General features: G+C 72.3%; 11 protein-coding genes. 6 read left to right on the forward strand and 5 right to left on the reverse strand.

Annotated elements, in window-relative coordinates:
• The first annotated feature begins 109 nt into the window (after positions 1-109).
• Entirely contained in the window at positions 110-1,138 is a 1,029-nt protein-coding gene (locus tag ACIBAF_RS42935; RefSeq protein ID WP_399471144.1) for a sugar ABC transporter substrate-binding protein, read from the forward strand.
• A 114-nt stretch (positions 1,139-1,252) separates the two neighbouring features.
• Entirely contained in the window at positions 1,253-1,927 is a 675-nt protein-coding gene (locus tag ACIBAF_RS42940; RefSeq protein ID WP_399471146.1) for a hypothetical protein, read from the forward strand.
• Between the two features lie 120 nt (positions 1,928-2,047).
• Here ACIBAF_RS42940 and ACIBAF_RS42945 read toward each other — a convergent pair whose 3' ends face one another.
• From ACIBAF_RS42945 to ACIBAF_RS42955, 3 genes are all read right to left on the reverse strand, one after another.
• The gene (locus ACIBAF_RS42945) at positions 2,048-2,191 is read right to left on the reverse strand and encodes a hypothetical protein (protein ID WP_399471148.1); all 144 of its coding nucleotides are present in this window, start codon (positions 2,189-2,191) and stop codon (positions 2,048-2,050) included.
• Positions 2,192-3,002: 811 nt separating this feature from the next.
• Positions 3,003-4,490 (reverse strand): APC family permease, encoded by a 1,488-nt coding sequence (locus tag ACIBAF_RS42950; RefSeq protein ID WP_399471150.1) that lies wholly within the window; start codon positions 4,488-4,490, stop codon positions 3,003-3,005.
• A gap of 83 nt (positions 4,491-4,573) precedes the next feature.
• Positions 4,574-6,229, reverse strand: a complete 1,656-nt coding sequence (locus ACIBAF_RS42955; protein WP_399471152.1) for an amidohydrolase — start codon at positions 6,227-6,229, stop codon at positions 4,574-4,576.
• Positions 6,230-6,381: 152 nt separating this feature from the next.
• Here ACIBAF_RS42955 and ACIBAF_RS42960 point away from each other — a divergent pair, with 152 nt between their 5' ends.
• Complete coding sequence (locus tag ACIBAF_RS42960) at positions 6,382-6,993, forward strand: TetR/AcrR family transcriptional regulator (RefSeq protein WP_399471154.1); 612 nt, start codon at positions 6,382-6,384, stop codon at positions 6,991-6,993.
• A gap of 452 nt (positions 6,994-7,445) precedes the next feature.
• A complete protein-coding gene (locus tag ACIBAF_RS42965) occupies positions 7,446-7,787 on the forward strand; it encodes a hypothetical protein (protein WP_399471155.1) in 342 nt (113 codons plus the stop codon).
• Here ACIBAF_RS42965 and ACIBAF_RS42970 read toward each other — a convergent pair.
• Together ACIBAF_RS42970 and ACIBAF_RS42975 are read right to left on the reverse strand one after the other, a co-directional pair.
• Positions 7,727-9,418: an acyltransferase gene (locus tag ACIBAF_RS42970; protein WP_399471157.1), complete on the reverse strand. Its 1,692-nt coding sequence runs from the start codon at positions 9,416-9,418 to the stop codon at positions 7,727-7,729. The genes ACIBAF_RS42965 and ACIBAF_RS42970 overlap by 61 nt on opposite strands.
• A 137-nt stretch (positions 9,419-9,555) precedes the next feature.
• Positions 9,556-9,693: a hypothetical protein gene (locus tag ACIBAF_RS42975; protein ID WP_399471159.1), complete on the reverse strand. Its 138-nt coding sequence runs from the start codon at positions 9,691-9,693 to the stop codon at positions 9,556-9,558.
• A gap of 111 nt (positions 9,694-9,804) precedes the next feature.
• On the opposite strand from ACIBAF_RS42975, the gene ACIBAF_RS42980 reads away from it, so the two are divergent.
• Together ACIBAF_RS42980 and ACIBAF_RS42985 are read left to right on the forward strand one after the other, a co-directional pair.
• A complete protein-coding gene (locus ACIBAF_RS42980) occupies positions 9,805-10,602 on the forward strand; it encodes a serine/threonine protein kinase (protein WP_399471161.1) in 798 nt (265 codons plus the stop codon).
• Positions 10,599-12,152 (forward strand): protein kinase, encoded by a 1,554-nt coding sequence (locus ACIBAF_RS42985; protein ID WP_399471163.1) that lies wholly within the window; start codon positions 10,599-10,601, stop codon positions 12,150-12,152. Before ACIBAF_RS42980 ends, ACIBAF_RS42985 begins: the two co-directional genes overlap by 4 nt.
• Positions 12,153-12,277: the final 125 nt, after the last annotated feature.

The raw sequence follows: 12,277 nt of genomic DNA on the forward strand, positions 1-12,277 counted from the left end.
TGGTAAAGCGCCAACGGGCTGTGCGCCCAGAACGGTGTTGTACGGACCGGCTCTGTGCCGTGCAAAGAGACATTCGATGACAGGCCCCCTTCATGAGAAGAGCGCGGACATGAATCCCCATCACCTGCGTGTCACTGCCGCAGTGGCCGGCGCCGCAGTGCTTGCAGGAGCCACCGTGGCGTGCAACCGCGGAAGCACCGCTTCAGACTCCGAGATCGGCATCGACCTGCCGCGTTCCGACTCCGACTTCTGGAACTCCTACGCCCGGTACACCAAGGAGTACGTCGCCGCCCAGGGCATCGACGCCCTGCCGATCACGAACTCCCGGAACAGCGTCGGCAGGTTGGTGTTCAACGTCCGGGCCTTGGAGAGCAGGGGAGCCAAGGCCATCGTCATGGCACCGCAGGACACCGGTGCCATCACCCCCACCCTCAACCGACTGGCGAGCAAGCACATCCCGGTGGTGAGCGTGGACACCCGGCCCGAAAGCGGCAAGGTCTACATGGTGGTGCGGGGCGACAACAGGGCGTACGGCACCAAGGCATGCGAGTTCCTCGGCAAGCAGCTCGGCGGCAAGGGCGAGGTCGCCGAGCTCGAAGGGGCGCTGGACTCCATCAACGGGCGTGACCGCACTGAGGCCTTCGACGCCTGCATGAAGAAGAAGTTCCCCGACATCACCGTCCATCCGCTGGCCACCGATTGGGACGGCGCGGTCGCCTACGTCAAGCTGAAGGCCCTGCTGGCCAAGCATCCGGACATCAACGGCATCTACCTGCAGGCCGGCGGAGCCTTCCTGCAGCCGACCACGTCCCTGCTCGAGGAGAAGGGCCTGCTCAAGCCCGCGGGTTCCACAGGGCACATCACGATCGTCTCGAACGACGGCATCCCACAGGAATTCGACGCGATTCGCAGAGGCAACATCGACGCCACCGTCTCCCAGCCCGCCGACCTCTACGCCAAGTACGCCCTGTACTACGCCAAGGCGGCAGCCTCCGGAAAGACGTTCAAGCCCGGGCCCACCGACCACGGCTCCACCATCGTCCAACTGCCCAACGGGCTGGAGGACCAGCTCCCCGCGCCACTGGTGACCAAGACGAACGTGGACGACAAGAGCCTGTGGGGCAACAACTCCCAGTGATCTGCGGCAGTAGCCCGCCTCACCTCGGCCCGCATCTCCTTTGCGCCCGGCATCCCACGTACTGGTCGGGCCCAACGGCGCGGGCAGGGCGACTGGAAGTTCGGCTCGGTCACCTTGAGCGACGGGCGGCACAAGGTCCGCAGCCCCGTCGCACCGCGCGCTATCCGCCTCTCCGCACCGGCGGAAACCACCAGTAAGGGCGCGACCGGCTCCATCACCCTCACCCCGCGGGTCGGCTGGGACGGCACGCTCGACACTGCTGTCAACGGCCTGTACGCGGACACGGTGAAAACCGGAACCCTGACCGGCACCAGCCCCGACCCCTGGGAGTCGCCGGCCGCCGTGGCCAAGTCCGAGGTCACCGTGGACGACGGCACCGACCTCGTCCGCTTGGCGATCCTGCCCTCCGAGTACATCGAGGGCGGCGACGTGGATCTGTGGGTGATCGACAAGGACGGCAACATCCTCGCCCAGCGGGACGGCGGCAACGACGAGCACGTCGACCTCACCGAGCCGGGCACCTACACGGTGCACGTCGTCCCGTACGCCTTGCCGCAGGGGGCCGACAGCCAGACGTACACCCTGCACACCTGGCTGATCGGGAAGGACGCCAAGCCCGACCACCCGGCCACCGTAAACCCGGCCGTGCAGCAGGTCGCCATGGGGGACACCGTCGAGGTCAAGGTCTCCTGGCAGAACCTCCCGGCCGACAAGTCCTACCTCGGCCTGGTCCGCTTCGACGACGGCACTGACACTGCCGGGACGACCTTTCTGACGGTCACGCCGTAGTTCCCATCGGGGAACGAACGCCGGCTCCGGCCCATCGGCCGTCGACCGCCAACACCGCTGCCGCCTCCACGGCCGACACGTCGAGCAGACGCGCCAGCAGGCTGCCGAACGGCAGAGAGGTTACGCCGGTCTTGTGTCGTCGGCGGTGGCGGACAGGTCGGCATCGGTGACGCGCGCGGCGGCGGGGCCGCTGGTGCGGGGCCCGGTCTCCGCCGCCGGGGCCAGGCAGGCGGCGCAGACGACGAACGCGAGGACCGTGAGCATGGCGGGGCGCAGGGCGATGTGGTCACCGAGGAATTCGAGTCCGGGCGGTCCGCCGTGAGGGCCTGGGCCCCGCTCTGGGAGAGGGCCCGTGACAGCGGTCCGTCAGGGACAGCAGCGCAAGCCCGGCCGTCGGAGCCGTGGCCCGTGCCCGATCCGCGAAGTGCATGGCCGGGAGTGTGCGACCGCGGGGCGGGAGGCAGCCGTGCATCTGCCGGTACGCCTCACGGCGCCAGGGGTCTAGCTCGACGATTTGCGCCAGACGGGGAACACCTCCCCAGGCGGCCTGCGTCCTTGGCGGAGCGGACCGGGTCTCACCGCCCACGGGTTCGGGTCGTCGGGTGCCTGGCGGGCCGCCGTCGCACACGCCCGGACGGCCTCCTCGAACTCGGCGTGAGACGGCGGGGTGCGGCGGCCGCGGGCCTGGATCCCTCAGGCGGACAGGGTGTGCGCGTCGGGGTGTCGCGGTTGCTGGTCGGTCCGGGACCGCTGTGTGCCCGGGCGGGTGACGGCCGCGACGACGGCCGGCCGGGGGAGCGGCAGTGCCAGGCCCGGCCGGTTTTCCCGAGCGGCCGCTCGTTGACCGCGGCCGCCAGGGGCCGTGCGGGGCCGCGGCCGGTGAGCTGCCAGGCGCACTCTGCCCGGGTCGGTGTCGTCGGGTTCGGCCGCGAGGCGCGGTGTCGGTTTCCTGCTGCGGCCGAGGATCATGGGCGTGCGGCTTTTTCGTGGACCGTCTCGTGGTCGGGCGTATGTGCGCAGGGCGGTCCCGCGCCCGAGGTCGGGTCGGACGGCGGGACCGCCGGGCGCGGGGGGATCAGACGGTGTCGACGTCGGTCGTGGCGAGCTTGGCGTAGACGTCGGGCCGGGTGCGGCGGATGCGCACGGCGTAGACGACGCCGGCCAGGAACACCGCCGGTGTGAGCGCGACCAGGCTCCAGTTGACGGTCGGGCCGGCGCCGGTGAACAGGTCCAGGCGCCGGCAGACCAGCACGGTGGCGGCGGTGAGGAGGATGCCGGCCGCAGCGGGAGCGGCCAGGGTACGCACGCGTCCCTCGCCGTGCTCGGCGGGGTTGCGGCGGAAGAAGGCGAGCACCGCGAAGGCCGCCAGCGCCTGCAGGACGAGGATGCCGACCACGCCGGGGGTGTTCACCCAGAGGAAGAACTTGGTGTAGGGGTCGACGCCGATCAAGGTGAAGACGGCGACGACCACGACCGCCAGGACGCTCTGCGCGACGCCGGCCGCCCACGGCGAGCCGTGTCTGGGGTGCACGCGGCCCAGCGCCGCGGGGGCGACGCGCTCGGCGGACAGGGCGTAGACGTACCGGGTGATGGCGTTGTGGAAGGCGAGCAGGGCGGCGAGCACGCTGGTGACGATCAGGACGCGCTGTACGTCGCTGGCCCAGCCGCCGACGTAGCGGGTCATGGCGGTGAAGAACATCTCCGCCGGGTTCTGCGCGGCGACGGCGACGGCCTGGTCGCTGCCGAACGCCTGCACGATGACCCAGGAGATGAAGGCGTAGAAGAGGCCGAGGAAGCCGACCGCCAGATAGGTGGCGCGGGGCACGGTGCGGTCGGGGTCGCGGGCCTCCTCGCGGTAGATGGCGGTGGCCTCGAAGCCGATGAACGCGGCGACGGCCAGACCGATCGGTCCGCTCATCCCCGAGACGAAGACGTTCGAGGGGGCGAAGGAGTCGAGGCTCAGCCCACTCGCGCCGCCCTTGACCAGGACGGCTCCGGCGAGCAGCGTCAGGATGGCGGTCTCGGCGATCAGCAGGGCGGCCAGGACCTTGGCGCCGAGGTTGATGGAGCGGAAACCGAGGAGCCAGACGACGGCGATCCCGGCGAAGGCGTACACCGGCCAGGGCAGGTCGACGCCGAGGAGGTCGTTCGCCGTGGTGGAGGCGAAGAAGCCGAAGGCCCCGAACATGCCGATCTGCAGGGAGTTGTACGAGAACACCGCGAGCAGCGCCGCGCCGAGCCCCGCCGGACGCCCGAGGCCTCGGGCGATGTACGAGTAGAAGGCGCCGGCGTTGCGGATGTACGGCGTCATCGCGGTGAAGCCGACGGCGAAGAGGACCAGCACCACGCCGACGGCGAGATAGGCGGCGGGGGCGCCGATGCCGCCGAAGAGAATGGCGAGGGGTGCGACGCCGGCCATCACGGTGAGCGGGGCGGCCGCGGCGACGACGAAGAAGACGATGTCGGCGACGCCGAGGGTGCTGCGCTGCAGATGAGGGCTCGGGTCGGCCCCGGCGGCCGACCCGGGCTGCTGGGGAGCGATGGGGATGAGGGGCTCGGTCATGAAGGTCTCCGCGTGGTACGTGTGGTCGAGCGTGTGAGTGGGGTGTCGGAGACACACGGGCCGGTGGTGACGACGATATGGGTCTATCGTCTCCCGGCGCCCGTGCGCTGGAATGCGGCGGCATGATGGGTGCGCCGGCCCGCGAGCCAGGTGCCCAGGACGGGCAGGTGCGCGAGGTCACCGGGGGCGGTCCCGACCGGGTCGGCGGCGAGATGCACCAGGTCGGCGCGCATACCGGGACGCAGAGCGCCCCATTCCTTCTCCTCGAACGCCTGGTGGGCGCATCCCGCGGAGTAGGCGGCGAGAGCTGTGTCGATGTCGATCCGCTCCTCGGGCAGCCAGCCGCCCGCGGGTTCACCGTCGGGTGTCTGGCGGGTCACCGCGGTGGCGATGCCCCGCAGCGGTTCGTGAGCGGTGACCGGCCAGTCGCTGCCGAACGAGAGCCGGGCGCCGGAGTCGAGCAGGGCGGCGATCTGGTACTGCCGCCCGCCGCGCTCCGGGCCGATCCTCGGCAGGGTCAGCTCGGTCATCAGGGGGTCGGGCTGGGCCCACAGCGGCTGGAGGTTGGCGATCACTCCCAGCGCGGCGAAACGGGCCAGGTCGGCGGGGTGGATCAGCTGGGCGTGGGCGATGACCGGTCGGCGGTCCCGGGCGCCGTTGGCACGGGCGGCGGCCTCGATCGCGTCCAGGGCGCCCCGGACTCCGGCGTCGCCGATGGCGTGCAGGTGCGCGCGGAAGCCCAGCGCGTCGACAGCGGTGACGGCTGCGGCGAGCTCCGCGGGTGTCCAGTTGGCGATGCCGTGCGAGTGCGGGCAGTCGGTGTAGGGCTCCAGCAGGGCGGCGGTGCCGGACTCGATGACGCCGTCGGCGAAGAACTTCACCGTCCGGGCGGTCAGCAGTCCGGGAGCGGAGCTCTCCACCCGGTCGCGGTCGGCGGCGAACCGGGTGATCCGCTCGCGCCAGTCGCCGGGTTCCAGGACGAAGGCGAGGTCGGCGCGGACGGGGAGTCGCGGCCCGGTGGTCGCGGCGGTGACCCAGACATCGGCCTGGTGCGGTTCGACCCAGGCGTCCTGCACCCAGGTCACCCCGGCCGCGGCGAACCGGGCGGCGGCTTCGCGCAGCGCCGCCACCTGGGCCTCGTGGGACGCCGTGGGAATGAGGGCGAGCACCGGGCCGAGGGCGCCGAACTCACGCAGGGTGCCCAGCGGCTCCGCGGTTCCGTCCCGGCGCAGTATCTCCCCGCCTGCCGGGTCCGGGGTGCCGGCCGTGTAACCGGCCCGGCGCAGCGTCTCGCTGTTCACCCACGCGGTGTGGTGGTCCATGGTGCGCAGGACGACGGGACGGTCGGGTACGGCGGCGTCCAGCCATCTGGCGTCGAACCGGCCGTCGGGGGCGAGCCACGGGTCGAAGCCGTCCCCCGTGATCCACTCGGCCTCGGGGTGTTCGGCGGCCCAGCGTCGTACGGCCTCGACGATCTCCTCGACGCTCGCCGTGTCCCGAACCGGGACCCCGGCCAGCCCCAGTCCTCCCATCACCGGGTGCACATGCCCGTCGCCGAACGCCGGCAGCAGCGCTCCTCCGGCGAGATCGACGACTGCCGTACGAGGCCCCCGGGACGCCAGTGCCTCCGCGCCCAGGGCGGTGATCCGGCCGTCCGTGACGGCGAGGGCGTCGCACAGGGGCGGGTCCGCGGCCCCGGTCCGGACGGTCCCTGAGATGAAGACGATGTCGGCGTGCATGGCGTGTGGCAGTGCCTTTCCCTCGGCCGACCACCTAACTGAAAGGCATTCGGTTTCCGGTAATGTAGGCGTCGCCCGGACGACTGGGAAGACTTTTACTGAATGCCATTCGGTAACGTCTGGATTACGGCACACGAGGACGAGGAGCCACCGTGGGACGGCCGCGCACCCCCCTGCTGGACCGTCGGCGCATCGGCGCCGCGGCACTGCGCCTGGCCGACGAGAAGGGCTCCTTCTCCATCCCCGCCCTGGCCAGGGCCCTGGGCGTCGCCCCGTCGGCCCTCTACCACCACGTCGCGGGCCGCGACGAGATCATCTCGCTCATGCGCGAGGAGCTGGCCCTGACGACCGGCGACACCCAGGACTGGTCACAGCCCTGGGCCATGGCCCTGGAGGGCTGGGCCCGCTCCTACCTCGCCGCGTTCGCCGCCCACCCCGGAGCGGTCCCCCTGCTCGCCACCGCCCCGCTGGCAGAACCCTTCATGCACGCGATGTACGAGAAGGTCGCGGGCCTGCTCCTGGAGGCGGGCTTCGCCGCGAAGGACGTCATGCCGCTGATCACCGCGCTGGAGAGCTTCGTGCTCGGCTCCGCTCTCGACCTGGTGGCGCCGCCCGTGATGGTCTCCGACGTCGCACGCGACACGGCCCCGCACCTCAGCGCCGTACTCGACCAGACGCCCGCCGACCGCAGCCGCGCCACCCTGGCCTTCGATCTCGGACTGCGCGCCCTGCTCACCGGATTCGGCGACCTGCTCGACCGCTGACCGGAGAGAGCCGCCCTCGCCCACGGTCCAAGTCCCTGCCACGCGCGCACGGAATCGCGCTCTTACGTCTGAGTGCTACATATGTAGCCACGTCGAAGGTTCCGACGTCCCACGTCGTACCCGACAGCGCCTACCGTTGCTTCTGCCGCAACGGCGTCCGCAAGGACGCGGCGTTCGCCAAGGCCGTCCAGGCGCTGCTGGAGCAGGCATCCGCGGCGGCCGACCGAGCTGTTGGCCTCGGCCCTGGCCGAACGTCGTCCCCGAAAGCGCACAGCAGGCAGGGCCACGATGCGGCCGACCTTCCCCCGAGGCCTGGAGGACGACCTGCGGGACGTCGAAGCCGCCCGCCGGGACTCAAGGCCGGCGTCCGGATGATCACCCGCGGGGCGCTCAGCCGCCCGGCATTCGCCCCCGCCTGACCACCGGCAGGCCACCGCCGGAAGGCGCCCACGATGACCAGCCCCGCCCCCGCCTTCTACCGCGACCAGCAGGCATGGCGCGATCTGCAGCAGCTCCTGCCCACCCGACCCGACCCCGGCCGACCGACGACACGGCGCCCGAGGAGAAGTTCTGCGGACTGGCGCGGGCACCGCGTCCACCTCGACTGCTACCGCAACCCGGATGCGCAGGCGAAGGTCGTCCTGGCTCGGCGCGGCTTCGAGACGGTCGCCCTGGACGACCTCGGCTACGGCCTCACCCAGGTCAGACCAGACACGACACGGCGCCCTCAAGCTCACGTCGCAGGATCACGCCGGTCCGCCGGCTCCGGCCGGTGGACGCCGCGGGGGCGGTAGCCGAGGGCGTCGGAGCAGCCCAGCAGGTCGGCGAGGAGCCAGACGATGGCCAGCCACATCTCGGTGCCCTGGAGTCCGGGTTCCGGGCCGGGGCCGGTGACGCCCGGCCCGAAGCCGAACCCCTGGCCGTCCTGCCAGCGCGAAAGGGCCGCGGCCAGTTGGCGTTCGGCCCAGGCGCGTATCTCGGCAGACCGGTAGCCCTCGCCGTTCGCGCCGGTTCCGAGCTGCCGGGTGCACAGCCACAGAGGGTGGGCCACATCCAGCACGTTGCAGGCGTTCTCCTGCCCGGCGCCGAAATAGCGGGCGTCCCGGGCATGGTCCAGGACCGCGTCCACGACCCGCTCCGGGTGCGGCACCGGCACCCCGAACTGGGCGAACGAGCCGCGCGTGAGCCGGTAGTAGCCGTTGACCACCTGAAGCCGACCGGCCGACGGTGAGGGGGCGCCCCACATGCCGGTCCACGGGTCGGCACGGGTCAGCAGCCAGCCGAACAGGGCTTCCATGGTCCCGGGCATGACTGCGTCGTCCGCTTGCCGGAGGTTCCAGTGCGCGGCCGTGGCCCAGGAGTCGATCCAGGCGCCGGCACCCCATGCACCGTCCTGCCACGGCAGGTGTTCCAGCCGTGCGACGAGCTGCCTGGGCGTCATCTGCCGTACGCCGTGCACCGGATGGGGAAAGGATCCGCCGAGCAAGTCGAGGGCGTAGCCGACGGACAGGACGTGATAGAGGCCGGCCCCGTCGCCGATGAAGCCGTCGGCGTCGACGGCCGGCAGTGGTTCGCCGAACTCCGGTACCAGCCCGGTGTGCGGGTCCTGCAGGGCAGCCAGCCGCTCGACATGCTCGTCGGCGGTCAGTTGCTCCGGGGCGGCGCCCAGCAACAGGCCGGCGATCTCCACGGCATCGCAGTGCGCGCGCACCGTGGGCGCCGCTCCGGGGCGGTCGACGTACCGGTCGCCGTTCCAGCACCGGGCGAGGAGACCGGAGACCTGGGCGCGGGCGGTGTCGGCGAACCGGATCAGGCGGCCTTCGCCGGGGTCCGGGCGGGCCGCGGCGATCGCCTTGTCGTCCAGTCGACTGCGCAGTGGCCGGGCCGGGTTGCCGGCGGCCACCGTCCAGGCCGGGAGATCCCTGGTGACCACCGCCCCGGCCCCGATCACGCAGTGATCGCCGATGGTCACCCCGTCCACGACGACCACGTGCGAGCCGATCCACACATCGTCCCCGACGGTGATCCCCTCGCTGGTGAGCGGCTGTTGGAAGACCGGCCGGTCCGACGCCATGGAGTGGTTGAAGCCGAGCAGCGAGGTGTGCGCGCCGATGCGCACGCCGTCGCCCAGGGTGACGCTGCCCCGCACCGTGGCGAACGGGTTCAGCGAGCAGTCCGAGCCGGTGGCCAACTCCCCTGTGACATAGGCGTGAGCGGCGATGTAGGAGTCGTCTCCGAGCCGCAGCCGGTCCGCGAACACGGCGGCGGACTCAGCCACATAGCACCGCTCACCGACCTCACTGTCCCCGCCGAGCGCCTGCTGCCGCTCCCGCTGGGCGGCCCGCTGTTCCGCGGTCGCCTCCTCGGCGAAAAGCCAGGGGCAGTGGTCGAAGTGGCGTATGGACTGCTGCTCCTCATGATCCATGGGACGGGACACTAAGCGGCCTGACGCCTCCGCGGGAAGGGGGCCCGGTGCGGCGCTCAGTCGCGGCGCACCCGGCCCCCTCATCGCCTCCCACCAGGCCTTCCAGCGGGGGCGGTACGGCACGTCCGGCACAGTCGTCAGGCCGTGGCGAGGTGCATGACGGCGGAGTTCGTCGCCTCCTGCGCCGACAGGACGCCCTGCTGCTTGCGCTCCAGCCACTTGGCGACGACGAACTTCAGCTGGTGACTAACCTCTGCTGGTTGCCGCCGTCGCACAGCGCCCGGAAACCCCCGCATGAAGGCGGCCCCGCCGACTCCGCGGCACCCGGGAGCCGACCGTACAATCCTCGCGACCAAATCGGGGGCGACATCAGCGGGGGAGTCCGCGTGGAAACGATCATCGTGCAGTTGCCCGGTACCGCCCAGTGGGGTGCGGACGAAACGGGCAGTCCCGAACTGATCCACCTGGGGCCGGGAGACATCGCAGCCTTCGGACGCGGCGGGACGGGAGTCCGCATCGTCCTCACCGACCCGGGTATCTCCCGCCGAGCCGGGCAACTGGAAGCCGCGGGGGACTACTGGCGGCTGTCCAACTTCAGCCGCAGCGTGTCATACGTGGTGGAGAACCTGGAGGGGGCCGGCGAGTACCTCACCGTCGCGCCGGGCCGCCTCGGGGCGCCCGTGCCCTTCGAGTTCTCCCGCGTGGTGCTGCCCGCCCTGTCCGGCACCGCCACGTTCAAGGTGTTCGCACCCCAACACGCCTATCTCGACGAGCAGTCCGTGCCGGGCGGCGGCGAACAGACCGTCCACCCCTTCGCCCTGGACCCGACGTCGAAGTACTTCCTCGTCCTGGTGGCCCTATGTGAACCCCGGCTGCGCGACCCCTCCGACTCGGCGCTGCCCGGCGTCGGGCAGATCGTGGAGCGGCTGCGGCCGCTGGAGTCCTGCCGGGACCTGACGCGCTCCGCGGTCAACTACCACATCGACTACCTCGCCTTCGCCAAGCTGCGCCTGGACCTCGGCGAGGAGGCCACGACCGCGACCGACGGCGGCCGCACCGGCGCCAAGCGCACCCGGCTCGCCTCCGTCGGCCTGCGCTTCGGTCTGGTGCGCGAGGAGCACCTCAGCCTGCTGCCGCCCCGCGGCGCCGGCCGCCTCACCGACGCGCAGGAGGCCGGCGCATGACGACGCCCGAGGAACGGGACGACGAGTGGGAAGCGCCCCGTCCGCCCGGCCTCCCGGAGGGCTTCCGCATCGACGGCTGGGAGGTGGGCGCGGTCATCGGCTCCGGGGGCTGGGGGACCGTGTACGAGGCCCGTACGGTCGCGGACGGCACGCCCGTCGCCGTGAAGGTGCTCCCGACCCGTGCCCTCGGGCCCGGGCAGGGTGCCGCGCTCGGTGAACTCGTGGTGCGCGAGGTCCGGTTCAGCGCCGAGGCCGACCACCCCCACCTCGTCCGCACCCACGCGGTGTGCACCGTCAAGGCGCCGGAACTGCCTGCCCTGGACGGCGCGATCGCGCTGGTCATGGACCGGGCCGAGGCCAGCCTGAAGGACGTACTGGACGCCGCCGGGACGGGCGGGCCGATCGCGGACGCCGACCGTGTCCTGCGCGGGGTCGCCGCCGGACTCGCCCACATGCACGACGCAGGGTGGGTGCACGGCGACCTCAAGCCCGCCAACGTCCTGCTGGGCCCCGGCGGCCAGGTGTGGCTTGCGGACTTCGGCCTGGCCGCCGAACTCGACGGCACCCACGCCCACTTGCCGCCGCTCGGCACCCTCGACCACCTGCCTCCCGAGTGGTGGTCCCAGCGCACCGGCACGCAGGGCGCCGTCGTCCGCCCCACCGCCGACATCTGGGCCTTCGGCGTCCTCGCCCACCAGGTGCTCACCGGCGGACTCCACCCCTTCCCGGGTGCGACGGCCCGGGCCCGCTCGCTCGCGGCCCAGACCTACGCCCGCGGCACCGCACCCCTGCGGCTCGATGCCGGTCTCGAAGAGGACATGCGCCGGCTGATCGCCGGCTGCCTGGCCCCGGACCATGCCGCCCGGCTCCCGCACACGGCCGCCGGCGTCGCCGCCCGGGTCGAGGACATCACCGGCGGCCCGCACCGGCGCCGAAGACGCCTGATGCCCGCAGTCGCGGCCGGACTCGTCGTCCTGACCGCCGCCACGGTCGCCGGGGCGGCCCTGCTCGGGGGAGGCGGAGGCAGCCAGGACGACGACCGAGGCCACGGCGTCCCCGCCGCCACCGGTACGCCCAGCCCGCCGGCCGGTGAGATCCCCGAGGACTCCGACGTACCCGAGGCGCTGCGCCCCGTCATCGTCAGCGCGGCCCACCGCTGCACCGACGAGGAGATCACCCCCGCCCTGCTGGCCGCGCTGATCAAAGCGGAGAGCGGCTTCGACGCGAAGGCCTCCCGCCCGGCGAGCGAGGAGTACGGCATCGCCATGTGGACGCCGTCGGTGTTCCGGGCCTGGGCGGTGGACGGGGACGGCGACGGCGACAAGGACTACATGTCGCCGCCGGACGCGATCTCCACCATGAGCCTGTACGTGTGCTGGCTCGACCAGCGCTTCAAGCAGGCCGGGCTGCCGAAGAAGGACCTGCCTGCGCTCGTCGCGGCCGGCTACCGCACCAGTGACCGCACGGTCATCGAGGAGCGCGGCGTACCCGAGCGGGTCCGGCCGCATGTGGACCAGGTGATGCGCTACCTGGCCGACTACGAGCGCTGAGCCGCATCGACGCGAGCGGTGGGGGGGGGGGGGGGCCCCCCCCCCCCCCCCCCCCCCCCCCCCCCCCCCCCCCGCCGGGGGGGGGGGCGGGGGGCGCGGGGGGGCGGGGGGCCAGGCCCCAAGAG

The sequence above is a fragment of the Streptomyces sp. NPDC051677 genome, assembly GCF_044453465.1.
GTDB lineage: Bacteria > Actinomycetota > Actinomycetes > Streptomycetales > Streptomycetaceae > Streptomyces.